The organism is Streptomyces sp. C10-9-1 (genome assembly GCF_024497955.1).
Classification (GTDB): Bacteria; Actinomycetota; Actinomycetes; order Streptomycetales; family Streptomycetaceae; genus Streptomyces; species Streptomyces sanyensis.
Genome location: NZ_JANHKP010000007.1, coordinates 96,908 through 122,290 on the forward strand (window position 1 = coordinate 96,908; position 25,383 = coordinate 122,290).

At 75.6% G+C, this 25,383-nt stretch carries 22 protein-coding genes; 9 read left to right on the forward strand and 13 right to left on the reverse strand.

Going from position 1 to position 25,383, the window contains the following annotated elements; translation table 11 throughout:
- Nucleotides 1–12: 12 nt before the first annotated feature.
- The 6 genes from NPS70_RS11680 to NPS70_RS11705 all read right to left on the reverse strand — a co-directional run bounded on the left by NPS70_RS11680 (nt 13) and on the right by NPS70_RS11705 (nt 8,616).
- Nucleotides 13–1,155: an acyl-CoA dehydrogenase family protein gene (locus NPS70_RS11680; RefSeq protein WP_256524095.1), complete on the reverse strand. Its 1,143-nt coding sequence runs from the start codon at nt 1,153–1,155 to the stop codon at nt 13–15.
- The gene (locus NPS70_RS11685; protein WP_256524096.1) at nt 1,152–3,122 is read right to left on the reverse strand and encodes a biotin carboxylase N-terminal domain-containing protein; all 1,971 of its coding nucleotides are present in this window, start codon (nt 3,120–3,122) and stop codon (nt 1,152–1,154) included. Before NPS70_RS11685 ends, NPS70_RS11680 begins: the two co-directional genes overlap by 4 nt.
- 5 nt (nt 3,123–3,127) lie before the next feature.
- Nucleotides 3,128–4,726, reverse strand: a complete 1,599-nt coding sequence (locus NPS70_RS11690; RefSeq protein ID WP_256524097.1) for a carboxyl transferase domain-containing protein — start codon at nt 4,724–4,726, stop codon at nt 3,128–3,130.
- On the reverse strand, nt 4,723–6,483 hold the full coding sequence (locus NPS70_RS11695; RefSeq protein ID WP_256524098.1) for an acyclic terpene utilization AtuA family protein: 1,761 nt from the start codon (nt 6,481–6,483) through the stop codon (nt 4,723–4,725). Before NPS70_RS11695 ends, NPS70_RS11690 begins: the two co-directional genes overlap by 4 nt.
- Complete coding sequence (locus NPS70_RS11700; RefSeq protein ID WP_256524099.1) at nt 6,480–7,313, reverse strand: TIGR03084 family metal-binding protein; 834 nt, start codon at nt 7,311–7,313, stop codon at nt 6,480–6,482. Before NPS70_RS11700 ends, NPS70_RS11695 begins: the two co-directional genes overlap by 4 nt.
- A gap of 259 nt (nt 7,314–7,572) precedes the next feature.
- Entirely contained in the window at nt 7,573–8,616 is a 1,044-nt protein-coding gene (locus NPS70_RS11705; RefSeq protein WP_374211985.1) for a DMT family transporter, read from the reverse strand.
- 110 nt (nt 8,617–8,726) lie between these two features.
- On the opposite strand from NPS70_RS11705, the gene NPS70_RS11710 reads away from it, so the two are divergent.
- Entirely contained in the window at nt 8,727–9,584 is an 858-nt protein-coding gene (locus tag NPS70_RS11710; protein ID WP_256524100.1) for a LysR family transcriptional regulator, read from the forward strand.
- Between the two features lie 66 nt (nt 9,585–9,650).
- Here NPS70_RS11710 and NPS70_RS11715 read toward each other — a convergent pair whose 3' ends face one another.
- Nucleotides 9,651–10,850 (reverse strand): ALF repeat-containing protein, encoded by a 1,200-nt coding sequence (locus NPS70_RS11715; RefSeq protein WP_256524101.1) that lies wholly within the window; start codon nt 10,848–10,850, stop codon nt 9,651–9,653.
- A 174-nt stretch (nt 10,851–11,024) separates the two neighbouring features.
- Nucleotides 11,025–13,994, reverse strand: coding sequence for an FAD-binding and (Fe-S)-binding domain-containing protein (locus tag NPS70_RS11720; RefSeq protein WP_256524102.1), 2,970 nt, complete (start codon nt 13,992–13,994; stop codon nt 11,025–11,027).
- 251 nt (nt 13,995–14,245) lie between these two features.
- On the opposite strand from NPS70_RS11720, the gene NPS70_RS11725 reads away from it, so the two are divergent.
- Together NPS70_RS11725 and serC are read left to right on the forward strand one after the other, a co-directional pair.
- A complete protein-coding gene (locus NPS70_RS11725; protein ID WP_256524103.1) occupies nt 14,246–14,803 on the forward strand; it encodes an ATP/GTP-binding protein in 558 nt (185 codons plus the stop codon).
- A gap of 177 nt (nt 14,804–14,980) precedes the next feature.
- Entirely contained in the window at nt 14,981–16,099 is a 1,119-nt protein-coding gene (gene serC / locus NPS70_RS11730; RefSeq protein WP_256524104.1) for a phosphoserine transaminase, read from the forward strand.
- Nucleotides 16,100–16,181: 82 nt separating this feature from the next.
- On the opposite strand, the gene NPS70_RS11735 is transcribed toward serC, so the two are convergent.
- Nucleotides 16,182–17,165, reverse strand: a complete 984-nt coding sequence (locus tag NPS70_RS11735; RefSeq protein WP_256524105.1) for an esterase-like activity of phytase family protein — start codon at nt 17,163–17,165, stop codon at nt 16,182–16,184.
- 221 nt (nt 17,166–17,386) lie between these two features.
- Between NPS70_RS11735 and NPS70_RS11740 the strand changes: the two genes are divergently transcribed.
- Nucleotides 17,387–18,070 carry a GDSL-type esterase/lipase family protein gene (locus NPS70_RS11740; protein ID WP_374211986.1) on the forward strand — a complete coding sequence of 228 codons (684 nt, stop codon included), beginning with the start codon at nt 17,387–17,389 and terminating at the stop codon, nt 18,068–18,070.
- A gap of 61 nt (nt 18,071–18,131) precedes the next feature.
- Here NPS70_RS11740 and NPS70_RS11745 read toward each other — a convergent pair whose 3' ends face one another.
- Nucleotides 18,132–18,548, reverse strand: coding sequence for a thioesterase family protein (locus NPS70_RS11745; protein WP_256524106.1), 417 nt, complete (start codon nt 18,546–18,548; stop codon nt 18,132–18,134).
- Nucleotides 18,549–18,687: 139 nt separating this feature from the next.
- Between NPS70_RS11745 and NPS70_RS11750 the strand changes: the two genes are divergently transcribed.
- The 3 genes from NPS70_RS11750 to NPS70_RS11760 all read left to right on the forward strand — a co-directional run bounded on the left by NPS70_RS11750 (nt 18,688) and on the right by NPS70_RS11760 (nt 21,003).
- Nucleotides 18,688–19,122, forward strand: coding sequence for a CBS domain-containing protein (locus NPS70_RS11750; RefSeq protein ID WP_256524107.1), 435 nt, complete (start codon nt 18,688–18,690; stop codon nt 19,120–19,122).
- Nucleotides 19,123–19,243: 121 nt separating this feature from the next.
- Nucleotides 19,244–20,242 carry an aldo/keto reductase gene (locus NPS70_RS11755; protein ID WP_256524108.1) on the forward strand — a complete coding sequence of 333 codons (999 nt, stop codon included), beginning with the start codon at nt 19,244–19,246 and terminating at the stop codon, nt 20,240–20,242.
- A gap of 452 nt (nt 20,243–20,694) precedes the next feature.
- Entirely contained in the window at nt 20,695–21,003 is a 309-nt protein-coding gene (locus NPS70_RS11760; protein WP_256524109.1) for an alpha-amylase, read from the forward strand.
- Between the two features lie 89 nt (nt 21,004–21,092).
- On the opposite strand, the gene NPS70_RS11765 is transcribed toward NPS70_RS11760, so the two are convergent.
- Nucleotides 21,093–22,061 carry a hypothetical protein gene (locus tag NPS70_RS11765; RefSeq protein WP_256524110.1) on the reverse strand — a complete coding sequence of 323 codons (969 nt, stop codon included), beginning with the start codon at nt 22,059–22,061 and terminating at the stop codon, nt 21,093–21,095.
- Nucleotides 22,062–22,653: 592 nt separating this feature from the next.
- Between NPS70_RS11765 and NPS70_RS11770 the strand changes: the two genes are divergently transcribed.
- Nucleotides 22,654–23,508, forward strand: coding sequence for a hypothetical protein (locus NPS70_RS11770; protein ID WP_256524111.1), 855 nt, complete (start codon nt 22,654–22,656; stop codon nt 23,506–23,508).
- The gene (locus NPS70_RS11775) at nt 23,487–23,696 is read left to right on the forward strand and encodes a hypothetical protein (protein WP_256524112.1); all 210 of its coding nucleotides are present in this window, start codon (nt 23,487–23,489) and stop codon (nt 23,694–23,696) included. Before NPS70_RS11770 ends, NPS70_RS11775 begins: the two co-directional genes overlap by 22 nt.
- A 233-nt stretch (nt 23,697–23,929) precedes the next feature.
- Here the strand turns inward: NPS70_RS11775 and thpR are convergent, their stop codons facing one another.
- The gene (gene thpR / locus NPS70_RS11780) at nt 23,930–24,499 is read right to left on the reverse strand and encodes an RNA 2',3'-cyclic phosphodiesterase (RefSeq protein WP_256524113.1); all 570 of its coding nucleotides are present in this window, start codon (nt 24,497–24,499) and stop codon (nt 23,930–23,932) included.
- Between the two features lie 175 nt (nt 24,500–24,674).
- Nucleotides 24,675–25,343, reverse strand: a complete 669-nt coding sequence (locus NPS70_RS11785) for a DUF4097 family beta strand repeat-containing protein (RefSeq protein WP_256524114.1) — start codon at nt 25,341–25,343, stop codon at nt 24,675–24,677.
- Nucleotides 25,344–25,383: the final 40 nt, after the last annotated feature.

Consider the following 25,383-nt stretch of genomic DNA (forward strand, 5'->3'; position numbering starts at 1 on the left):
GGATGACGGCTCTCAGTAGGACTTGGGGAGACCCAGGGACTGGTGGGAGACGTAGTTGAGGATCATCTCGCGGCTGACCGGCGCGATCCTGGCGACGCGGGAGGCGGCGATCAGCTTCGCCAGCCCGTACTCCCGGGTGAGCCCGTTGCCGCCGAGGGTGTGCACGGCCTGGTCGACGGCCCGGACGCACGCCTCGCCCGCCGCGTACTTGGCCATGTTGGCCGCCTCGCCCGCCCCGGCGTCGTCGCCCGCGTCGTACAGCGCGGCGGCCTTCTGCATCATCAGCCGGGCCAGCTCCAGTTCGATGTGCGCCTGGGCGAGGGGGTGGGCGATCGCCTGGTGGGCGCCGATGGGGTCCTTCCACACCCGGCGCTCCTTGGCGTACGCCACGGCGCGGGAGAGCGCGTGGCGCCCCATGCCGATGGCGAAGGCGGCCGTCATGATGCGTTCGGGGTTGAGGCCGGCGAAGAGCTGGAGCAGTCCGGCGTCCTCCTCGCCGACCAGCGCCCCGGCGGGCAGCCGGACGTCGTCCAGGACGAGTTCGAACTGCTTCTCCTGTGCCTGGAGTTCCATGTCGATGGCGGTGCGCCCGAAGCCCTCGGCGTCGCGCTCCACGATGAACAGGCAGGGCTTGAGCCGGCCGGTGCGGGCGTCCTCGGTGCGGCCCACGATCAGGGTGGCGTCGGCGATGTCGACCCCGGAGACGAAGACCTTCCGGCCGGTGAGCACCCAGTCGCCGCCGTCGCGGCGGGCGGTGGTGGTGATCCGGTGGGAGTTGGAGCCCGCGTCGGGCTCGGTGATGCCGAAGGCCATGGTGAGAGAGCCGTCGGCGAGCCCGGGCAGCCAGGTGCGCTTCTGCTCGTCGGTGCCGAAGCGGGCGATGACGGTGGCGCAGATCGCGGGCGAGACGATCATCATCAGCAGCGGGCAGCCCGCGGCCCCGGACTCCTCCAGGACGAGGGAGAGCTCGCTGATGCCGCCGCCCCCGCCGCCGTACTCCTCGGGCAGGTTGACGCCGAGGTAGCCGAGCTTGCCCGCCTCCGCCCACAGGGCGGCGCGGTCGTAGCCGGGACCGTGGCGGTGGGCGAGGGCGGAGACGGCGGCGCGCAGGTCGCGGTGCTCCTGGCTCTCCGTGGTGCTCGTGGCGGGGCTCATGATCCGGATGCCTCCTGTGCTGGCGGGACGTTCGAGGGGACGTCGTGCACGACGGCGAGCAGGGTGCCGACCTCGACCTGGCGGCCGGGGCGGGCGTGCAGTGCGGTGAGCGTGCCGGAGGCGGGAGCGTCGATGCGGTGCTCCATCTTCATGGCCTCCAGCCAGACGAGGGGCTGCCCCTCGGCGACCTGCGCTCCTTCCTCGACTCCCTCGCCCAGGCGGACCACGGTGCCGGGCATGGGGGCGAGCAGCGAGCCGGGCTCGACGCGCAGGGCGGGGTCGGTGAAGCGGGGGTGCGGGAGGAGCGCGTGGTGCCCGAGCGGGCCGTCGACGTGGACGCGGCCGTCGCCGTAGGAGGTGACGGCAAGCTCCCGGGCGATGCCCTCGGCCTCCAGGCGGACCCGGTCGGGTGCGGCGGCCAGGACCTTCACCCCGGGCCGGTCCTCCAGGGCGAAGCCGCCGTCGCGCAGGGGGCGGTAGCGGACCTCGTGCGCGGTGTCCGGGTCGCCCTGGGCGGTGAACGTCGCGCTCTGCGGCTGGGAGGGCAGGTTGCGCCAGGCTCCGCCGAAGCGCCCGGCCCGGGCGGCCGCCCCCGCGAGGGCGGCGGCGACGGCGGCGAGCCCGGCACCGGCGCCGGGCTCCGTGAGCCGGTCCAGGTGGCGCTCGTAGAAACCGGTGCCCAGCCGGTCGGGGTCGGTGAAGCCGGGGTGCCGCAGGGAGCGGACGAGCAGCTCGCGGTTGGTGACCGGACCGTGGACGCGGGCCCGCTCCAGGGCGTGGGCGAGGCGCCGCACCGCCTCGTCGCGGGTGGGTGCCCAGGCCACCACCTTGGCGATCATCGGGTCGTAGTGGACACCGATGGTGTCGCCCGCGGTGTAGCCGGTGTCGACGCGGATCCCGGACGGCCCGCCCCCGTCCGTTCCGGGTGCCCGGGGTGCGTCGGGGACGTCCAGCGCGTGGAGCACGCCCGTCTGCGGGGCCCACCCGGCGGCGGGGTCCTCGGCGTAGAGGCGGGCCTCGACCGCGTGGCCGCGCGGGGCCGGGGGCTCGGGCGGGAGGGCCCTGCCCGCGGCCACGTCCAGTTGGAGGGCGACCAGGTCCACGCCGAACACGGCCTCGGTGACGGGGTGCTCGACCTGGAGGCGGGTGTTCATCTCCAGGAAGTGCGCCCGCCCGTCCGCGCCCACGAGGAACTCGACCGTACCGGCGCCCCGGTAGTCCACGGCCCGGGCGGCGGCCACCGCGGAGGCGTGGAGCGAGGCGGTGAGACCCGGGTCCAGGCCCGGCGCCGGGCACTCCTCCACCACCTTCTGGTGCCGCCGCTGGAGGGAGCAGTCGCGGGTGCCGAGGACCCAGACCGTGCCGTGGGCGTCGGCCAGCACCTGCACCTCGACATGGCGGCCGTCCTCCACGTACGGCTCGGTGAAGACCTCCCCGTCGCCGAAGGCGGACGCGGCCTCCGCGCGGGCGGCCGCCAGGGCGCCGGGCAGTTCGGCGAGGGCGCGCACCACCCGCATGCCGCGTCCGCCGCCGCCCGCGGCGGCCTTCACCAGCACGGGCAGGTCGTCCTCGGTGACCTCGGTCAGCGGGGTGACCCCCATCAGCTCCTTGGCCCGGGTCTTGGAGGCCATGGCCTCGATCGCGCCGGGTGGCGGGCCGATCCAGACCAGGCCCGCGTCCTCGACGGCCCGGGCGAAGCCCGCGTTCTCGGAGAGGAACCCGTACCCGGGGTGGACGGCGTCCGCACCCGCGGCGAGCGCGGCCTTCACGATGGCGTCGCCGCGCAGGTAGGTCTCCGCGGGGGTGGAGCCGGGCAGGCGGACGGCCGCGTCCGCCTCCCGGACGTGCAGGGCCCCGGCGTCGGCGTCCGAGTGGACGGCGACGGTGGCCATCCCCCGGGTCCGGCAGGTCCGGAAGACCCGGCAGGCGATCTCGCCGCGGTTGGCGACGAGGACGGTGGTGATCATGGGCCTCACATCCGGAAGACGCCGAAGCCGCCGCGGGCGCCCTCGACTGGAGCGGTGTGGATCGCGGACAGGCACAGGCCGAGGATCGTGCGGGTGTCGCGCGGGTCGATCACCCCGTCGTCGTACAGCCGCCCGGACAGGAAGGCGGGCAGGGACTCGGCCTCGATCTGCGCCTCGACCACGGCCCGCAGCCCGGCGTCGGCCTCCTCGTCGTAGGGGGTCCCCTTGGCCTCGGCGGAGGCCCGCGCGACGATCGACAGGACTCCGGCCAGCTGCTGGGGGCCCATCACCGCCGACTTGGCACTGGGCCAGGCGAAGAGGAACCTCGGGTCGTAGGCGCGGCCGCACATGCCGTAGTGCCCGGCGCCGTAGGAGGAGCCCATCAGGACGGACAGTCGGGGCACCTTCGCGTTGGAGACGGCGTTGATCATCATGGCGCCGTGCTTGATGATGCCGCCCTGCTCGTACTGGCTGCCGACCATGTAGCCGGTGGTGTTGTGCAGGAACAGCAGGGGGATGTCGCGCCGGTCGGCGAGCTGGATGAACTGGGCGGCCTTCTGCGACTCCGCGGAGAACAGCACGCCGCGGGCGTTGGCGAGGACGCCCACCGGGTAGCCGTGCAGCCGCGCCCACCCGGTCACCAGGCTGGTCCCGTACAGGGGCTTGAACTCGTCGAAGTCGGAGGCGTCGACGAGCCGTGCGATCACCTCGCGGGGGTCGAAGGGGGTCCTGAGGTCCTCGGGGACGATCCCGAGCAGTTCCTCGCCCGGGTACCTCGGGGGCTCGGCGGCGGGCGGATCGGGGTGCGCCTTGCGGTGGTTGAGGCGGGCGACGATGCGGCGGGCCTGGCGCAGCGCGTCCTGCTCGTCGACGGCGTAGTGGTCGGCGAGGCCGGAGGTGCGGGCGTGCATCTCGGCGCCGCCGAGGGACTCGTCGTCGCTGACCTCCCCGGTGGCCATCCGGACCAGCGGCGGACCGCCCAGGAAGACCTTCGACCGCTCCTTGATCATCACGGTGTGGTCGGACATCCCCGGCACATAGGCGCCGCCCGCGGTGGAGTTGCCGAACACCACGGCGACGGTGGGGATGCCGGCGGCCGACAGCCGGGTCAGGTCCCGGAAGAGCGCACCGCCGGGGATGAAGATCTCCTTCTGGGAGGGCAGGTCCGCGCCGCCGGACTCGACGAGGGAGACCACCGGCAGGCGGTTGGCGGAGGCGATCTCGTTGGCGCGCAGGATCTTCTTCAGCGTCCAGGGGTTGGACGCCCCGCCGCGCACGGTGGGGTCGTTGGCGGTGATCAGGCACTCCACGCCCTCGACCACGCCGATCCCGGTGACCACGGACGCCCCGACGGGGTAGTCGCTGCCCCAGCCGGCGAGCGGCGACAGCTCCAGGAAGGGGCTGTCGGGGTCGACCAGCAGCTCGATCCGCTCCCGGGCCAGCAGCTTGCCCCGGGCCCGGTGCCTCGCGACGTACTTCGGGCCGCCGCCCGCGAGGGCCCCGGCGTGCTCGGCGTCCAGGTCGGTCAGTCTGGCCAGCATCGCGGCCCGGCGGGCGGAGTGTTCCGGGCTCGTCGGGTCGACGGCCGTACCGAGGACGGTCACAGCAGGGCCTCCGGAAGGTCGGCGTAGCGGGCGCGCAGCCATTCGCCGAGCGCCTTGGCCTGGGGGTCGAACCGGGCCTGGGCGGCGACGCCTTCGCCGAGGATCCCGGTGACGGTGAAGTTCAGGGCCCGCAGTCCCGGCAGCACGTGCCGCTCCACGGGGAGGGCGGCGGTCTCGGGGAGCAGGTCGCGCAGCCGGTCCACGGTGAGTTCGCGGGCCAGCCAGCGCCAGGCGTCCTCGGTGCGGGCCCAGACGCCGATGTTGGCGTCGCCTCCCTTGTCGCCGCTCCGCGCGCCGACGACCCGGCCGAGGGGGGCGCGGCGCGTCGGGCCCGGCGGCAGCGGCTCGGGCAGGGCGGGTTCCGGCACGGGCGCGAGGGGCCGGGTCCAGGCGGGCGGCGGGACGAGGGCCTTGGCCCCGCCGGGCAGGACGGCCGTGTGGGCCACCTCGGTCGCGTCCACGTACGCGGCCTCGAACACGCCGTAGGGGGTGCCCTTGCCGGGCGGGGCGGTGACGTGGAAGCCGGGGTAGCTGCCCAGGGCCAGCTCGATCGCGGCGCCGCTGACGGCCCGGCCGACCTTCTCGGCGTCCGGGTCGCGCACCACCAGGCGCAGATAGGCGGCGGCGCGCTCCTCGGTGTCGGCGTCCTCGTGCTCGGTGCGGGCCAGTTCCCATCGGACCTCGGCCGGCCGGTCGGCGCCGAGGGCGTCCATGAGCTGTTCGCGCACCAGGGCCGCCTTGGCGTCGATGTCGAGGCCGGTGAGGACGAAGACCACCTCGTTGCGCCACCCGCCGAGCCGGTTCAGGCCGACCTTGAGCGCCGGCGGCGGGGCCTCGCCGCGCACGCCGGAGATCCGCACCCGGTCGGGGCCGTCGGGTGCCAGGCGCACGGTGTCGAGCCGGGCGGTGGCGTCCGGTCCGGGGTAGCGGGCACCGGCCGTCTCGTAGAGCAGCTGGGCGGTGACGGTGCCGGTGTCGACGAAGCCGCCGGTGCCCGGGTGCTTGGTGATCACGCTGCTGCCGTCGGCGTGGACCTCGGCGACCGGGAAGCCGGGCCGGAGCACGGCGCGCCCGCCGTCGGCCTCCGCGAAGAAGGAGTAGTTGCCGCCGGTGGCCTGGGTGCCGCACTCCAGCACGTGCCCGGCGACCACCGCGCCGGCCAGTTCGTCGTAGGACTCGGGGCCCCAGCCGAACCACCAGGCGGCGGGGCCGGTGACCAGGGCCGCGTCGGTGACGCGGCCGGTCACCACGACGTCCGCGCCGGCGCTCAGGCAGGCGGTGATGCCGGCTCCGCCGAGGTAGGCGTTGGCGGTGAGCGCACCGGGGAAGCGGGCGGCGAGGTCGTCGCCCTCCACGTGGGCGACGGCGGTGGGGACGCCGGCCCGGTCGGCGAGGGCACGGACGGCGCCGGCGAGTCCGGCGGGGTTGAGGCCCCCGGCGTTGACGACGATCCGCACCCCGCGCTCGCGGGCGAGGCCGAGGGTGTCCTCCAGCTGGCGCAGGAAGGTCCTGGCGTAGCCGAGGCCGGGGTCCTTCAGGCGGTCGCGGCCGAGGATGAGGAGGGTGAGTTCGGCGAGGTAGTCGCCGGTGAGGACGTCGAGCGGGCCGCCGGTGAGCATCTCCCGGACGGCCTGGAAGCGGTCGCCGTAGAAGCCGGAGGCGTTCCCGATGCGCAGGGGGCGGCCGGTGCCGCCCGGGGTGGGGGCGCCCGTGGCCCGGCGGTCCGTGCCCGGGCCGTCCGCCGTCCGCCCGCTCATGCCCCGGCCGTCCCGGGTCCGGCGGCGGGGGCGGCGCCCCGGGGGCGGGTACCGGGGGCGCGGCCCGGTCCGGGGGGCCCGGCGAACGCCTGGGCGATGCGCAGCCACTGCCGGGCGTCCGCGCCCTCGGCCCGCAGGCCGAGGTCCTCGGGGTGGGCGCGCTGGGTGACCAGCAGGGCGAAGTCCAGGAGCGGGCCGGTCACCCGCTGCGGGGCGTCCTCGGGGCCGAAGGCCGTCGTCGTACCGTCCGGGCCGTGCAGTTCCACCCGGAAGGGCTCGGTGGGGGGCGTCAGCCCGCGTACCCCGAACGCGAAGTCCCGGGTGCGCACGCCGATCCGGGCGATCTGGGCGAGGCGCGGGGTGGGCGGCCGGTGGACGCCGAGCGCGTCGGCCACGTCCTGTCCGTGCGCCCAGGTCTCCATCAGGCGGGCGGTGGCCATCGACGCGGCGCTCATCGGCGGGCCGTACCAGGGGAAGCGCGCACCCGCGGGGGCCTCGCGCAGCGCGCGGAGCAGGCGCTCACGGCCCAGGCGCCAGTCGGCGAGCAGCTCTCCGGGCGGCAGGGCGGCGCCTTCGGCGGCCCCGTCGTCGACGAAGCTCCCGGGGGCGGCGAGCGCCTTCTCGACCTCGGCGGCGAAGCCGGCGGCGTCGGTGGCGGCGAGGTGGGCGGCACGGTCGGTCCAGGCGAGGTGGGCGATCTGGTGGGCGATCGTCCAGCCCGCGGCGGGGGTCGGCTCGGCCCAGCGCGCGGGCTCCAGCGACGCCACCAGGCGGTCGAGTTCCTCGCTCTCGCTGTGCAGGTCGTCGAGTACGGCGGCCGGTTCGGACACGTTGCGCTCCCTCGGGGGCACGGCGGCGGGTCACGTCGGGGTGTGCGCAGGAGCATGGCAGCACGAAGGAAAACAAGCAAGCATGCTTGCTTGATTTTCGGCCAGGGCGGTGCGCTCGCCCGAGGGGCGCGGCGGGGCCGGCTCGGGGTGCGGGCCGGGGGACGGCCCGGGGCGGGGCGGGGCGGAGGCCGACCGAGGATCCCGGCCCCGGCGCGCCGGGCCTCGCCGCCGACTCCCCGCCACCCCCTGCCCGGGGCGCCTACCCGCCCCCGCGTGCCCGCGACCGCAGCGCACGCCGCCGGGTACGGGCCCGGTGCGGAGGCCCGCCCGGCGCGCTCTGGGTGCGGACCGCCCCCATGCTCGCCGCGACCACCAGCGCGATCGCCGCCGCGTCGGCGGCGGACAGCGCCTGGTGCAGCACCAGGAACCCCGCGGTCGCCGCGATCGCCGGCTCCAGGCTCATGAGCACGGCGAAGGTCGCCGCCGGGAGGCGCCGCAGGGCCAGCAGCTCCAGGGTGTAGGGCAGCACGGAGGACATCAGCGCCACGGCGAGCCCCAGCCCGAGGGTGGAGGGCACCAGCAGCGTCGACCCGGCCTCCCAGACTCCCAGCGGGAGGCTGATCAGCGCGGCGAAGGCCATGGCCAGCGCCAGCCCGTCCGCCTGCGGAAAGCGCCGCCCGGTCCGGGCGCTGAAGACGATGTACGCCGCCCACATGGCACCCGCGGCCAGGGCGAACAGCGCCCCCACGGGGTCGAGCCGGTCGAAGCCGCCGCCGCTGAGCAGGAACACGCCGCCGAGTGCCAGCCCCGCCCACACGAGGTTCACCAGCCGCCGGGAGACGATCACCGACATCGCCAGCGGGCCGAGCACCTCCAGGGTGACCGCGGCACCCAGCGGGATCCGGTCGACGGCCTGGTAGAAGAGGATGTTCATCGCGCCCATGGCCGTGCCGAAGGCGACCACCGTGCCCCAGTCCTCGCGCCCGTACCCGCGCAGCCGCGGCCGGCACACGGCGAGCAGCACCAGGGCGGCCAGCACCAGCCGCAGGGTGACGACCCCGAGCGGGCCCGTGCGGGGCATCAGCATGACCGCGATCGCCGCTCCGAACTGCACCGACAGGGCTCCCGAGACGACCAGCGCGACGGGTCCGAGGCGGTCCCCGGACCGCCGCCCGCGCTCCGGTGCCGAGGCCAGCGGGCCGGCGGCCTCCGGCAGCGCCACGGCGGCACCCGCCGGAGCGACGCCCCCTCCCGCAACTCCGGCCCCGGCACCGCCCGTGGCGGTCTGCGACTCGTCCCTCACCTCGTGCGACCCTTCCGTCCCTGCCCGCCGGACGCGGCGGGCCCTTCCACGCTACGGATCCGGGAGGCCCACGTGAAATGCCTGTCTCGCTGTGCTTATGCTCGGGACGTATGAGCATCGAGCTGCGTCATCTGCGCTGCTTCCTCGCCATCGCGGAGGAGGGAAGCGTGACGGCGGCCGCCGCGCGGCTGAACGTCACCCAGCCGAGCGTCTCGCGTTCGCTCGCCGCGCTGGAACGCTCCCTGGGCGTGCGCCTGGTGGACCGCTCCACACACCATCTGGCGCTCACCGCCGCGGGCCGCGCCTTCCGCGAGAAGGCGGCCGCCGCGGTCGCGGCCTTCGGCGAGGCCCTCGACGCGGGGCGTCTGCTGCGCCCGCCGCTGAGGCTGGGCCACTCCTGGTCGGCGCTGGGCGCCCGCACCACCCCGCTGCTGCGCAGCTGGGCGCGGGAGCATCCGGACACCCCGATCGAGCTGCTGCGCGTCGACGACCGCACCGCGGGCCTGACGCGCGGGCTGGTGGACGCCGCGGTGCTGCGGGGCGAGGTGGAAGCGCCGGGCCTCGCGACCGCGCTGCTGTTCACCGAGGCCCGGGTGGCCGCGGTCACCGCGGACGACCCGCTCGCCGAGCGGGCCGCGCTGACGCTGGCCGACCTCGCCTCCCGGCCCGTGCTGCTCAACGTGGTCTCCGGCCTGACCCGGCTCGACCTGTGGCCCGCCGGGATCCGCCCCGCCCGGACGCTGACGGTGCGCAACACCGACGACTGGCTCGCCGGGATCGCCGCCGGGAGCGGGGTGGGAGTCTCGGCCGCGTCCACCGCCGAGATCCACCCCAACCCCGGTGTGGCCTACCGGCCGCTGGTGGACGCTCCCCCGGTGCCGGTGCTCCTCGCCTGGCGCGCCTCGGCCCCGCACCCGGCCGTCCACGAGCTGGTCGCCCTGGCCCGCCGCGTGACCGCACGGGGCTGAGCCGCACGACGCGGGGGCGGGCCGCGGCGGACGCGACCCGCCCCCGGCGGCCGGTGGGCGGGCCGGTCAGCCCCGGGAGGCGGACCGGCGCATCCGCGCGGCGAGCAGAAGGCCCGCGCCGGCCACCAGCGCGGTACCCGCGGCGCCCGCGACCGCGGCGGAGTCGCCCGCGCCGGTGGCGGCGAGGGAACCGCTGCCACCCTGGGGTGCGACGGTGCCGGAACCCGTGCCGGGGGTGGCGCCGGTGCCCGGGCCGGTGGCGGGGCTCTTCTGCTCCTGCCGGTCCTCGTTCCTCACCTGCCCGCCCTCGGACGCGTCCTTCTCCTGCCGGGCCTTCTCGTCCTTCTCCCGCTGGGCCTTCGTGTCCTTCGCGCGCGCCACGTGCTGCCCCTTCTCCAGGAACGCGGTGCGGTCGGCGGCGGTGCCCGCCAGCGCGGCACGGCCTGCCCCGGCCAGCTCCGGTCCCCCGCCCTCGACGATCCGCGCGATCTCGGCGCGGTTGTCCTGGTCGCGCAGCTCGTACTGGGTCACTTCGAGGAAGTGGCGCAGCTCGGCCGGGGTCGGGGATCCCTTGAGCAGCCTGCCGATCGCCCCGCTCAGCAGGGGACCGTCCCAGGCCTCGTCGATGCGGGCGAGCTCGGCCCGGTCGTCGGAGGCCTGCGCGAGGTACCGCCCCGTCTCCAGGAAGGCGGTGCGGTCGGCGGGAGTGCCGAGGAGGGCCTTCCCGCCCGCTTCCTTCACACCGGGGCCGCCGGTGGAGATCAGCCGGGTGATCTCGACGCGGTTGTCCTGGTCGCGCAGCTGGTGCTGGGTGACCTCGTGGAAGTGGCGCAGCTCCTCCAGGGTGGCCTGGCGGTTGTCGAGGAGCTCGTTCACCCCCTTCCTCAGGGCCGGGCCCGCCCCGTTCACGAGGCGGGTGACCAGGACCCGGTAGTCGTCGAGGCGGATCCGGTGCTGGTCCGTCTCGATGAACGCGCGCATGGCGGCGGGGCCGTCGGCGATGGCCTGGTGGCCGGCCTCCTTCATGTACCTGCTGGCCATCGGGTCGGCGATGATCGCGAGGATGGTCTTGCGGTCCTGCTCGGCCTGGTCCTTGCCGATCTGGTCCTGGCCGGCCTCGTCGCTCGCCGCCTGGTCGGGTGCGGTCGGAGCCGTCGGAGTGCCGTTCGCGGCCTCCTCGCCCGCGGCGACGGCCGGCGAGGCGATGAGGATGGCAGGAGCCAGGGCCGCGGTGGTGACCACCGCGGCGATCCGGGACAACTTCACAGTCAGAAACCCCCTGGAAAACGTTCTTACGCGCACAGGACCCGCCGGCCGCCCCGATGGTTGTACGCCCCACCGGGAGTCCTCGGCCACACCGCCTTCCCGGGGGCCGCGGGCGGCGGCAGCGCGGCCTCCCGGGACCGGTCGCGGCCGCGGGTGGAGGGCGCCTCAGGCGTGTCAGCCCCCGCCTCCCCCGCCCGGCGGCAGGGCTGCCGCCAGCACCTCCGCCAGGTGGCGGGCGCGGTGGCCGCCCAGCTGCGCCAGCTGGGTGCGGCAGGAGTAGCCGTCCGCCAGGAGGACGGCGTCCGCGGGGGCGGCCCGGACCGCGGGCAGCAGCCGGTCCTCCGCGCAGGCGGCGGAGACCTCGTAGTGGCCCCGCTCGAAGCCGAAGTTGCCCGCGAGGCCGCAGCAGCCGCCGCTCAACTCCCCCTCCAGGCCGGCCATCCGCAGCAGGTCGCGCTCCGCCCCGTCGCCGAGCACCGCGTGCTGGTGGCAGTGCGTCTGCCCCGCGACGGGGCGGTCCAGCCGGGGCGGGCGCCAGGCCGGGGCGCACTCCCGGAGGGTCCCCGCGAAGGTGCGCACCCGCTCCGCGAGGCGGGCGGCCCGGGGGTCGCCGTCCAGCAGCTCCGGAAGGTCCGTGCGCAGGGCCGCGGCGCAGCTCGGCTCCAGCACGGTGACCACGGCCCCCAGGTCGAGCAGCGGTTCCATGGTGTCCAGGGTGCGCCGCATGACGGCACGGGCCCGGTCCAGCTGCCCCGTGGAGACGTAGGTCAGCCCGCAGCAGACCCGCCCGGGCGGGAGCACCGCGCCGACCCCGGCCGCCCCGAGCACCTCCAGCGCGGCGGTGCCGACCTGCGGGGAGAGCCGCTCGGTGAAGGTGTCCGGCCAGAGCACCGCGGTGCGCCCGGCGTCGAGGACCGCCGCACGGCCGCGCAGCCGCTCCCGCGCCCCGGCGGTGAAGGGGCGCCGGGCGAGGCGGGGCAGCGTCCGCTCGGGCGCGATGCCCGCGGCCCGTTTGGCGAGCGAGGCGAGCGGCCCGGCGCCCGCGAGCGCGTTGAGCAGCGGGGCCGCCGGGGTGGCCAGGCGCAGCCACCCGGGGAGGCGGCCCAGGACGTAGTGGGAGGCGGGGCGGAGCCGGCCCGCGTAGTGGTGGTGCAGGAACTCTGCCTTGTAGGCGGCCATGTCGACGGAGACCGGGCAGTCGCTGCGGCAGCCCTTGCAGGAGAGGCAGAGGTCCAGCGCCTCGCGCACCTCGGCGGAGCGCCATCCGTCGGTGACCACCTCCCCGGCCAGCATCTCGTGCAGCAGCCGGGCGCGGCCGCGGGTGGAGTGGCGCTCCTCGCCGGTGGCCCGGTAGGACGGGCACATCACCTCCGCCCCCGTACCCGGGCCGTCCGCACGGCACTTGGCCACGCCGACGCAGCGGCCGACGGCCCGCCCGAAGTCGCCTCCGTCGTGCGGGTAGGCGTAGGCGGTGTCCACCGGGCGCCGGGGCAGCACGGCGAGGCGGAGGTCGGCGTCGAGGGGCGCGGGCCGGGCGAGGACGCCGGGGTTGAGGCCGCCGTCCGGGTCCCACAGGTCCTTGAAGCGGCCGAACAGGGCGACGAGTTCCTCCCCGTACATCCGGGGCAGCAGCTCGGCCCGGGCCAGTCCGTCGCCGTGCTCCCCCGACAGCGATCCGCCGTGGGCGACGACCAGGTCGGCAGCGTCCTCGGAGAACCGGCGGAAGGCCGCGACGCCGGACGGCCCGGTGAGGTCGAAGTCGATCCGGACGTGGATGCAGCCGTCGCCGAAGTGCCCGTAGGGCGTGCCGCGCAGCCCGTGCCGGGCGAGCAGTGCCCGGAAGTCGCGCAGATAGGCGCCGAGACGGGCCGGGGGCACGGCGCAGTCCTCCCAGCCCGGCCACGCCTCGGTGCCGTCGGCCATGCGGGTGGCGGTGCCCGCGGCGTCCTCGCGGACGCGCCACAGGGCGCGCTGTCCGGCCGGGTCGGCGACGACGGCCGTCTCCAGCGCGTCGGCGGCGGACGCCAGCGCCGCGGCGGCGGCCCGGGCCTCGGCGGGGGTGTCGCCCCCGGTCTCGGCGAACAGCCAGGCACCGCCGCGGGGAAGGCCGGAGCGGGCCCCCGGGTCGCGGACGAGGTCCTCGGCCATGCCCTCCACCGTGAGCGGCCCGAGCGGCAGCAGCCCCGCGGCCGCCTCGGCGGCGGCGCTCTCGTCGGGGTAGCCGAGGACGGCGAGCGCCCGGTGGGCGGGGGCGGGGACCAGCCGGACGGTGGCCTCGGTGAGGACCGCGAGGGTGCCCTCGCTGCCGCAGTAGGCACGGGCGGTGTCCCGTCCGTGCTCCGGCAGCAGGGCGTCGAGGGCGTAGCCGGAGATCCGGCGGGGCAGGCCGGGGGGATAGGCGGTGCGCAGGGCGGCGAGGTGCCCGTCGACCAGCTCCCGCACCCCGGCGGGGGAGCCGGCCCCGTCCTGCCCCAGCCGCAGCCGGTCGCCGCGGTAGGTGAGGACGTCGAGGCCGCGGACGTTGTCGGCCGTGGTGCCCCAGGCGACGGAGTGGGCGCCGCAGGCGTTGTTGCCGATCATGCCGCCGAGGGTGCAGCGGCTGTGCGTGGAGGGGTCGGGGCCGAAGGTCAGCCCGTGCGGCGCGGCTGCCGCCCGCAGCCGGTCCAGCACCAGGCCGGGCTGGACGACGGCCGTGCGCGTCTCGGGGTCGAGGGCGACGATGCCGTTCATGTGGCGGGTGAGGTCCAGGACGACGCCTCTCCCGGTGGCCTGGCCCGCGATGGAGGTGCCGCCGCCGCGCGGCACCACGGGGACGCCGGCCTCGCGGCACACGGCGAGGGCGGCGGCGGTGTCCTCGGCGTCGCGCGGCGCCACGACGCCCACGGGGACCCGCCGGTAGTTGGAGGCGTCCATGGTGGCCAGCGCCCGGGCGGCCGCGGAGAAGTCGACCTCGCCGCGGACGGCCCGCTTGAGCGCCCGGGCCAGCCCGTCCGTACCCCCTGTGTGTCCCGCCTGTCCGCCCGGGCGCCCCGGGCCGCCCTCCGGGGCGGTGCGGGGTCCCGCCCCCCGTTCCCGCCGTGGTCCGCCCGTCCGCCCGTCCGGGCGCTCGGGGTCGGGGCCGTCCGCCGTTCGCTGCTGCGCCATGGCCTCAGCTTGACCCGCAGACCGCCCGGTGCGCGAGTGGACGCCCGGGATGCGCGGGAGCGGCCGGGCGCCCAAGGTCACGGGACACGAACGAAGCGGCGAAGCCGACTCCCGCCTCTTGCCTAAGTGATCGTCAGTTCTCCTATAGTGACCAGCGATTGATCGGACTCGTGAGCTCACCACAGCGGCCTGCCCTGAACCGACCTCTTCTCCGGAAGGCACCGTTCGATGACCGGCACCCCCGAGAAACGATGAAGCGCACCGGGGCGCACCTGGGCGCGGCGAAGATCGCGGTGGTGGGCGGCTGCGGGACCGGCCGGACGACCATGGTGCGGTCGGTCAGCGAGATCCGCCCCCTGCACACGGAGGAGGCGATCAGCGGAGGCGTCCCGCCCGCCCGTACACCGGGCAAGACCGCGACGACGGTCGCCCTGGACTTCGGCCGCATCACCCTGGGTGACGATCTCGTCCTCTACCTCTTCGGCACGCCGGGGCAGGAGCGGTTCCGCTTCCTGTGGGACCGGCTGCTGGACGGCGCCTGCGGCGCCGTGGTGCTGGTGGACACCCGGGCCGTCGGGGAGGCGCGGTACGCGGTGGAACTGCTGCGGCGCCACGGGACGCCGTTCATCGTGGCGGTGAACGACTTCGGCGGCCCCTTCCGCGCCGAGGAGGAGATCCGCCACGGGCTCTCCCTGCCCGAGGACGTCCCGCTGGTCGAGTTCGACGCCCGCGACCACTCGTCGTGCAAGTTCGTGCTGATCGCCCTGATGGAGCACCTCGGCACGGCGGCGCGGCACTCCGTGGTCTGAACGCCGCTCGTACGCGGGCTCCGGGACGACCTCGTTCGGGGGGTTCCGCGCGTCCCCCCGCGGGGCCCCGGACGGCCGCCGGGGCCGCGCCCGCGGACTCCGGTGCGTCTCGGCGCCGCGTCTCAGCGTCCGGACCGGGGCCACGGAGCCCCCCGGGGAGGGGATACGCTCCGGGTCGTGGCTGATATCCAGATTCCCGCTGACATCAAGCCCGCCGACGGCCGTTTCGGCGCGGGCCCCTCCAAGGTGCGTACGGAGGCGCTGGACGCCCTGGCCGCCACCGGCACCTCCCTCCTCGGAACCTCCCACCGCCAGGCCCCGGTCAAGAACCTGGTCGGCGAGGTGCGCGAGGGCGTACGCGAGCTGTTCTCCCTGCCCGAGGGCTACGAGGTGGTCCTGGGCAACGGCGGCTCCACCGCGTTCTGGGACATCGCGACCCACGGGCTGATCGAGAACAGGTCCCAGCACCTGACGTTCGGCGAGTTCTCCTCCAAGTTCGCCAAGGCCGCCAGGCTCGCGCCGTGGCTGGCCGAGCCGACCGTCGTCTCCTCCGACCCGGGGACCCACCCCGAGCCGCGCGCCGAGGCGGGTGTCGACGTCTACGGCCTCACCCACAACGAGACCTCCACGGGTGTCGCCGCCCCGATCCGGCGCGTCGAGGGCGCGGACGAGGGCGCCCTGGTCCTGGTGGACGCCACCTCCGGCGCGGGCGGCCTGCCCGTCGACATCGCCGAGACGGACGTCTACTACTTCGCCCCGCAGAAGTCCTTCGCCTCCGACGGCGGTCTGTGGATCGGCGTGTTCTCGCCCGCGGCGATCGAGCGCGCGCAGCGGATCCACGCCTCCGGCCGCCATGTGCCGGAGTTCTTCAGCCTGCCGACGGCGATCGACAACTCCCGCAAGAACCAGACGTACAACACCCCCGCGCTGGCCACGCTGTTCCTGCTGAACGAGCAGCTGAAGTGGATCAACGGCCAGGGCGGCCTGGAGTGGTCGACGGGCCGTACGGCGGCCTCCGCGCGTGCCCTGTACGGCTGGGCCGAGGCGTCCAAGTACGCCTCGCCGTTCGTCGTCGACCCGGCCAAGCGCTCGCAGGTCATCGGCACCGTCGACTTCGCGGACGAGATCGACGCGGCCGCGGTCGCCAAGGCGCTGCGCGCCAACGGCGTGGTGGACACCGAGCCCTACCGCAAGCTGGGCCGCAACCAGCTGCGCGTGGCGATGTTCCCGGCGATCGACCCGGCGGACGTCGAGGCGCTCACCGCCTGCGTGGACTACGTGATCGACAAGCTCTGACGGGCCACCGCACGGCCCCGGGTGCCCGCCGGCGGGCGGCCGGGGCCGTGTGCCGTGCCGGCGGGTCCGCGTTCCGGGGCCCTCAGCCCTTGCGCCGCCGCATGGCGAGGATCAGCAGCGCTCCGCCGCCGAGGGCGAGCACCGCGGGGATCACGGGGCCGCCCTGCGGCTCCGGTGCGGCGTCCGGTCCGGCGGCGTCCGCGCCGCCGGAGGAGCCGGAACCGCCGCCCGTGCGGCCCTCCTCGGCGTCCGGGGCCTCGAAGGGCACCCGCTCCACGGGGCTCTGCCCGCCCTCGGTCCCGAACATCAGCGCCTTTCCGTCGAGGGTGAAGGAGACGGACTCGGCCTGCCGCTGGATCGGGGCGCGGATCCGGAAGTCCTCGCCGGGGCCCCCGTCGGTCCACCGGTAGCCGCGGGCGCTGAAGTACGAGCGGAGCACCAGGAACCGCCCGTCCGGGGAGAAGGCCCCGTCGGTGACCCAGGGCACCTCCCCGATGCGCCGGAAGACGTTCACGGCGCCGGTGGCCAGCTTCTCGGGGCCCTCGTAGAGGCCGCCGCCGTCCTCTCTCTTCGAGGCGATGTAGACCCGGCCGGTCACCGGATGGACCATCAGCGCCTCGGCGTTGCGCGGCCCGTCGGCGTACTGCACGTCGAACTGCGTGGCGGTGACGGTCAGGTCGCGCAGCTCCCCGGGCTCGGGGAAGCGGTAGATCCAGACGTGGTCCCAACTGCCGTCGAGGTTGTCGCCGATGTCGCCGACGTAGACGTTGCCGTCCGGGCCGACGGAGACCGCCTCCATGTCCCGCGGCGTGCCGACACCGCGCAGGGTGACGGTCGCCACGGTCTCCCCCGTCCGGGAGTCGACCGCGAACACCCTGGGCTCGTCCTGGTCGTTGTGCGTCCAGTAGACCCCGGGGTGCGCCCGGCTGGCGGCGAGGCCGCTGGACTCGACGATCCTCGGGTCCTCGACGGTGAACCCCGGGTCCTCGGCGGCGGCCACGGGCACGGCGGCGGTCAGCACGAGCAGCGCGGCGGCGGCACCGGTGGCGAGCGGAAGCGAACGCATGACCCAAGACTGCCACCTCGGTGAGGGAGCGCGGCGCCCCCGGCCGGGGCACAGGGGTGCGCGGGGGCCCGCGCGCGGCGCGGAACCCCCGCGTGCCGCCCGGGCGCCGGGGGCGACCGGGCACGGGCCGGCGCTTCCGGGACGGGAGGCCGGGAGCCGTGGTCAGCCTCACACCGCTGGTCACTGCCGGGTTACCGGCGGGTTCGGCGATGATGTCGGCCATGCGCTTCCTGTTCGTCGGCGATTCCATGACCATCGGGAGCGCCGGCGACTACAGCTGGCGCTACCGGATGTGGCAGCACCTGGCCGCGCTCGACGAGCCGCACGAGATCGTCGGCCCGAGGGACACCCTCTTCGACACGGCCGAGAACGCCCCCGTCTCCACCCGCTACGCCGACCCCTCGTTCCCGGCCGAGGCCCGCCGGCACCTGGCGGGGTGGGGCGAGGGCTGGCTGCACATGGCCCCCGTCATCCAGGACGTGGTCGCCGCGCACCGCCCCGATGTGCTGCTGGTCTCGCTCGGCCTGATCGACCTCGGCTTCTACACCGACGCCGGGCAGACGGACGGCAACGTACGGGAGTTCGTGGCCCGGGCCCGGGCCGCCAACCCGGCGGTGCGCATGGTGCTCCTGCCAGTGATCCCCAACGTCCGCGCCGAGACCGACGCCCCGTTCGCGGCCGAGTGCGAGCGCTTCAACGCCCTGCTCGCGCGGGCCGTCGCCGACCTGGACTCCCCCGCCTCCCCGCTGCTGCTCGCCTCGCGCCCCGCCGGGTACGACCTGCGCACCGACACCTACGACGGCACCCACCCGGGCCCCAGCGGCGAGATCAAGCTCGCGGGCGCCTTCGCCGACGCCATGCACCGGGCGTGGGGGCTGGGCAGCGCCTACGAGGTGGCCGCCTGAGGCGGCCAGCCCCGCGGTGGCGCGAGGGGCCCCGGGAAGGGGACGCCCCGGGCCGTACGGGTCAGCCCGACAGCAGCTCCGGGTGGTCGGCGAGCCCCGCGAGGTGAGCCGCGGGGTCGGCGATCAGCCGGCGGCTCGCCAGATCGAGCATCCCCGCCACACCGGTGATCTCCGCGGCCACGGTGCCGTCCTCGGTGAGGACCTGCTGCTCGACCCGGAAGGTCTTGCCCTCGCCGTAGACGAAACGGCAGGTCACCCGGACCCGGTCGCCGCCGCGCAGCTCGCGGGCGTACTTCACGGTGACCTCCAGCGCCACCGGGCCGACGCCGCTGGCGAGCAGCTTCTCCTGCGGCAGTCCGGCGGCCCGCAGCAGCTCCCAGCGGGCGTGCTCCGCGTACTGGAGGTAGACGGCCTGGTTGAGGTGGCCCTGGGTGTCCAGCTCGTAGCCGCGCACCGTCACATCGACGAAGAAGGTCATGACCGGGCAACCGCACGCGCCCCTTCCCCATTCCCGTCCGCGGCTCCCCGGCCGCCGCGGACCGGAGGGTTCGAACCGCCGCTGCGGGGCACCCGGTACACCGTCCGGAACCGACCGCGATCCCGAGAGGGGCCGAACCATGGCACAGGAGCTGCGGGCCGAGGACATCATGACCCAGGCCGCCACCTGCGTGGGCGCGCACCAGTCACTGCACGAGGCCGCCCGGATGATGCGGGACCTCGGGGTGGGCGCGCTGCCGATCTGCGGCGACAACAACCGGCTGACCGGCATGGTGACCGACCGGGACATCGTCGTCACCTGCTGCGCCGAGGGCGTGGACCCGGCGACCGTCCAGGCCGGGACCCTGGCGGGCGAGCTGCACTGGACGGACACCGGGGCGAGCGCCTCCGAGGTCCTGCGGATCATGGAGGAGCACCACGTCAAGCGCCTGCCGGTGATCGACGTGAACGGCGGGCACCGGCTGGTCGGCATGATCACCGAGGCGAACCTGGCCAGGAACCTCAGCGACGCCCAGATCGCGGAGTTCGCGGCGGCCGTCTACGCGCAGGCGTAGGGGCCGCCGGGCGCGCGTCCGCCGGGGTCCGGGGCCGTCCGGCCCCCTGCGTCGCCCCGGCGGACGGGAACCCCGTGCCGCCCTTGCCCGGAGCGTGCTCGAAGGCGTTGGCTTGGGACCCATGGAGTACACACAGCTAGGACGCACCGGACTCAAGGTCAGCCGCCTCGTCCTCGGCACGATGAACTTCGGGCCCCAGACCGACGAGGCCGACAGCCACGCGATCATGGACGCGGCGCTGGACGCGGGCGTGAACTTCGTGGACACCGCCAACGTGTACGGATGGGGCGAGAGCAAGGGCCGCACGGAGGAGATCATCGGCTCCTGGTTCGCGGGCGACACCCGGCGGCGGGACAAGGTGGTCCTCGCCACCAAGGTCTACGGCTCGATGGACCGCTCCGGCGGGACCTGGCCCAACCACGACAAGCTCTCCGCGGTCAACATCCGCCGCGCGGTCGGGGCCAGCCTCCGGCGGCTGAACACGGACTACATCGACCTCTACCAGTTCCACCACGTCGACCGGGACACCCCGTTCGAGGAGATCTGGCAGGCGGTGGACGTGCTGATCCGCCAGGGCAAGGTCCTCTACGCGGGCTCCAGCAACTTCCCCGGCTACAAGATCGCCCAGGCGAACGAGGCCGCCGCCCGGCGCGGGATGGTCGGGCTGGTCAGCGAGCAGTGCCTGTACAACCTGGTCGAGCGGCGGGCGGAGATGGAGGTGGTTCCCGCCGCCCGCGACTACGGCCTGGGCGTGATCCCCTGGTCGCCGCTGCACGGCGGGCTGCTCGGCGGGGTGATCCGCAGGGAGCGCGAGGGCGGTGCCGGGCCCCGCTCCGGTGGCGGGCGGGCGGCGGAGGCGCTGGCCGACACCGCCCTGCGCGGACGGATCGAGGCCTACGAGGACCTCCTCGGCAAGCACGGCCTGGAGCCGGGCCAGGTGGCCCTCGCGTGGCTGCTGACCCGTCCGGGCGTCACGGGCCCGATCATCGGCCCGCGGACCGGGGAGCAGCTGGACTCGGCCCTGCGCGCGGTCGAACTCGACCTGGGCGAGGAGCTGCTGGCGTCCCTGGACGAGATCTTCCCCGGCCCGGGCCCCTCGCCGGAGGCCTTCGCCTGGTAGGCGCCGGACCCTCGCCGGAGGCCGGCGCCCGGTAGGCGCCGGGCCCCGCACCGGCCGCCTCCCCCGTCCCGGTGCCGGGCGGCGGCCGCCGCCGTCCGGTCGCCGGGTCGGCCGCAAGAGCCCCGCTTCCCCTGCAAGTCCCTTGCAGGGGGGCGCTTTCCGGACCGATCCGGAAGCTCCGCGAGGACGCGTCCGGGCCGGTCGGCGCGGCCCTTCGTATACGGCCTCCGCGCCCGGCGCGGGCCCTGCCGCCTCCCTCTTCCGCCTCCGGCCCGCTCCGGCGCGCCCGCGGCACACGCACGCCGGGCGGACTCCCGAAACACCCCGGCAATTGCGCAAGTTGCCGCAAAATCTTTCAGCGCGGCGCCGGGCATCCCTAGGCTTCCGGTCACGGAGCGACGCCGGAAACCCCGCGTCCCCGCCGCCCCGGCCACCGACCCAAGGGAACCCCGATGAGACTCTCCGCACGCTCCGCGGTCCGCTTCGCCCTCCCCGCCCTCCTCGCCGGCACGGCGGCGCTCACGGGCGCCCCGGGGGCCGCCGCCGACCCCGCCCCCGGATGCGTCACCCACTCCTCGGGCTGGCGGTACACCTTCGTCACCAACAGCTGCGCCGACCCCCAGCGGGTCACCGTCGCCTATCTCGACGGCACGGCGGTGCCCTGCCGTACGGCCGCCCCGGGCGGCGTCGTCACCTTCCCCGGGTACGGGACGCGGGGGAACCGGGTGCTCTCGGTCGACCTCTGCCCCGCGGGCGACTGAGCCGGGAGCGGCCCGGCACCACCGGGGCGGGGGCACGGGGCGCCCACGGGCGGCGGTGCCGCAGGGCCAGGCGGTCGCGAACAGGCGCCTCAGTAGCGGCAGTCGTCGCAGGAGCAGGGCGGCTCGTACAGTTCCCGTCGGCGGCGCTCGTCGCCGAGGCGGGCGAGCCGGTGCTCCGGGAGGTGGTCCTGCACCTGCCACCACTCCAGGGTGAATGCGCAGTCCTCCTCCCCCTGGACGAGGAACGGCCCGTTCTCGCGCAGCGGTTCGCAGAAGTACCAGCGCTCCGCGCGGGCGAGCACCGCCTCCGGGGCGGGCTCGGCGGGGCCGCCGTCCTCCCCGAGGGCGCGGACGCGGTGGACGTCCGCCGCGGTGATGTCGCGCACCGGGGCCAGGACGAGCGGCCAGCACGCGGGATCGTCCGAGTCGTCGACGCCCTCCGGCACTCGGGCGGGCTCCCCTGTGAGCACGCGCACCGCCCACTCGCGCAGCCCCGTCGCCGCGGAGACCTCCCCCACGGGCAGACCGCTGCGGACCGCGTGCACGGCCAGGCCCTCCGTCTCCGTGAGGGCACCACGGCCGTTCTCGACCGACCTCGCGGCCGCGCCCGCCCGGCGCAGCCAGTACCCCGGGGCGCAGCCGTCCGGCACCGGGTCGCCGAGGTGGTCGGCGCACCGGCTCCCGGGGCCGAGGGGCGCCTTGTTGGTGCAGAGGGAGTGCCCGCACAGTTCGGCCACCCGCTGGGTGCCCAGTTCGGCGTCGAAGAGGGTGCACGCGCGGAACACCCGCCGGGGGTCGCCGCCCTGCGCGGTGAAGAACCGTATGCGCTCGCCGGGTCGGGCGCGCTCGACCCGGAAGGTCCTGACCTCCCAGGCGGAGAGGACGTGCCCGGCCATGGCCACGGCCAGGGCGGGGAAGGGGCGGAAGGGCTGCGCGGCGGAGTCGTCGACGGTCGGTATCCGGGTGAACGGGCGGCGGGTGTCGTGGTCGTCGAGGTGCCGGAGTGCGAGCGCCAGGAGTGCGGCGGCGTCGACGTCCGTGCCGTCTGCTTCGGGCATGGGGCGCTCCGTTCGGGGGTCGGTGGCCGGGCGGGGCCGCTGGCTCCGGGCGCGGGGCGGGACGGCCTGGCGGGACGGTCCGGGCGAGCGGGACACTACCGGCGGACCGGCGGTGACGGGAACGTCTTTTCACCGCCGGAGGGGCCGCACGGTGTTCCGGATCACACCGCGGGCGAATCCCCTCGGCCGGAGCGGGCGCATGACGGGCAATCAAGAATGCCGGACCCAAGGGATCACACGCGAAATCCGCCGGAATTTCCCCGGGAAAGGACTCCCGGTGACGGGGAACGGGTCTTCTTGAGCCCTGCGACCCCGCGTGGTACTTCTTTCCTCGCGCCGCATCGGCGCCTCAAGGCCATTGACCACGGCCTTGACGCAGGGGGCGGGAAGAGCAGACTCGGAACGCGACGCCGACCCCTGCCATCGCACCATGAGGGGAATGACGTTGTCGTCTGTTTTCTTGCGGCGATCGGGGGGCTCCGGAATCCTTGCGGGGATATCCGCGCTCAGCGCAGCCGCGGTTCTGGCCACTGCCGTCCCGGCCCACGCCGGCACCGGGAGCGGTGGAGCCCCGGCGGAGCGCGCGGCCGCGGTGGTGGAGCACGCGACCGGTGTCGCCGACCTCGTGCCCGGTACGGCGCCCGCGCCGGACGCGGCCGCGAAGGCCGTCACCGGCACCGCCGCCGGGCAGGTCACCGTCACGGCCCCCGCGGAGGCGGGGGGACTGGTGGAGCTGAGCGCGGCGGACGGCAGCCGTGTGCGTCTGGGCCTGCCCGAGGCCGAGGGCGTGGCAGGGGTCGCGACCGGCTCCGGCACCGTCGTCTATCCGGGCGCGGGCGGCGAGGACGTGGATCTGGCCGTGCAGCCGACGGCCGACGGCGGAGCCCGCGCCCTGGTCACGCTGAAGGACCGCTCGGCGGCCCGCGTCCACCGATTCGACCTCGATCTGCCGGAGGGCGCACGGCTCGCCCCGGACGGGACCGGCGGGTACCTGATCGTCCGGGAGGAGGGGCCCGGCGCCACGGCGGTGCTCGGTGCGATCGACGCCCCCTGGGCGAAGGACGCCCGCGGCAGGGCCGTTCGGACCGCCTACCGGCTGGAGGGCGACCGCCTCGTCCAGACCGTGTCCCCCGACGCGGGGACCGTGTTCCCGGTCGTCGCCGACCCGAAGGTCTCGCTCGGCTGGAGCATCTATCTGCGGTTCGGCAAGACGGAGGTGAAGAAGCTCGCCGGCACGTCGGTCTACCATTTCGCCGCCGTGGCAACGGTGATGGCGTGCGCCAAGATTCCGAATGCCGTCGCCGCTGCCGGTTGCGGGGCGGCACTCACCGCGCAGATGGCGTCGCTGCGGTCCCAGATGCAGGATGCGGCCAAGGCGAATCAGTGCGTGGAATGGAAGGTCAGCTACGTGGGCGTGATCACGGGATGGAAGCGGTACAAGTGCTGAACGTGGCGAAGGACCTGGGAATTCTGAGCGGTGTCTATCTCTCCGCAACCCTGCTGGTGTGGATCGTGGCGGGTGCGCCCGCGGCCCTGTGGATGCTGATGCTTCTGCCCGCCCTCGTCGCGGGGCGGCTGCTGCTGCACCACCGCGGGGCGCTGGCCGCGGCGGCGCGGGAGCGGCGGGGGCGCTGAGGCCGACGGGCCGGAGGGGTGCGGGTCGCGCAGGCGCGGCCCGCACTCCGTGCGTCGGGACCGCGTGTACGCGGGACTGGGGTGCGCCGCACCGCGGGGGCTGCGGGGCGGCGACGGTGCGGCGGGGCCGGCCGGGCTCAGCCCAGGGCGCCGGCCACGGCGACGATCGCGAACAGCAGCACCAGCGCGGCGGCCATGATCCGGTTGCGGGTCTTCGGGTTCACGCTTCGAGGTTAACCCGGGTCCGGCAGGGTCCAGGACCCGACCGTCTCGTAGCGCGGCTGCTCGCCCCGCACCCCCCGCACCGGAAGGTTGCTGCGGACCAGGCACAGCCGGTCGACCTGCCAGGACAGGCTCTCGAAGCTGCGGAGGGCCTCCGCGTAGGGGCGCAGGTCGGTGTCCTCGCGCGCCCGGGCGACGGTCAGGTGGGGCGTGTAGGGGCGGTGGGCGTCGACGGTGATCCCGGTGCGGCGGGCCGCCGCCAGGGAGCGCTCTGCGAGCAGCCGCATCGTCCCGGCGTCCCCGTCCGTGCCGACCCAGAGCGCCCGGCGCCCGAAGTGCCCGCCACCGCGCAGCCGCAGCGGGAACGCGGGGGTGCGGTGGGCCGCCCTGCCGAGGCGTTCGCGGAGTTCGGGCAGGAGGCCGTCGTCGACCTCGCCCATGAAGGCGAGGGTGAAGTGCCATCCGGCGCGCCCGGTCCAGCGCAGCCCCGTCGCACCGGGCAGGTCCCGCAGGCCGCCGAGCGCCTCGGCGAGTTCTTCTGCGGCCCGCGGCGGCGGCAGCACGGCGGCGAAGAGTCTCATGCGCACATGATGCCGGTGCCCACCCTCCTGGGGGCCCGGCGCGCGCCGGGCCGCGACCGGACACGGCGGGGCCGCCGGGCGGCCGGGGCGGTGACGGGGGCCCGTTCGGCGCGGGTGGGGCGTGGGGGGTGCGCGGGGAGCGAGGGGAGGCGCGGGAGGGGGCGGTGTCCCGGGGTCAGAGGCTGCGGGCGGTGATGTCGCCCTGCTGGGTGGTCGCGTGGATCGTCAGGTCGGGCGTTCCCTGCGCGTTCCCGAGGGCGTTGCGGATCCGGCCGGAGGAGGTGCCGGCGTCGAGGGCGGCCGAGGTCCCCCGGGCGGCGCCGACGCTGATGTCGCCCTGGGCGGTGCGGAGGGTGACCGTGCCCCGCTCGGCCTCGTCGACCGTCAGGTTCCCCCGGGACGCGCTGATCTCGGCGGGTCCGGTGAGGCGGCCGACCACGATGTCGCCGTCCTGGACCGTGAGGCGGGCGCCGCCGGCCTCGTCGAGCCGCACCTCCCCCTGCGCGCCGTGGAAGGCGACGGTGCCCAGCCGCCCGGTGCCGTGCAGCACGGTGGCGGCCGTGGTGGCCTCGACGTGGGAGCCGGCGGGCAGCCGGACGGCCACCTCGACCGCGCCGGAGTGCCCGAGGGGCCGCTTGCGCGCCTCCGGGGCCGTGATGCGCAGGACGCCGTCGCGGTAGGCGACCCGGACCTCCCGGGCGGCACGGACGTCGCGGCTCCTGGCGGCGTCGGCGGGCAGGACCTCGACGGTGGTGTCGGTGCGGTCGCCGGCGACGAGCCGGATGGTCCCGGCGGGGATGTCGAGGACGGCGGAGATGGGGGCGGGGGTGTCGAACGTCTGCATCGAGCTCTCCTCCACAAGGTTTCCAATGAAAGAAACGCTA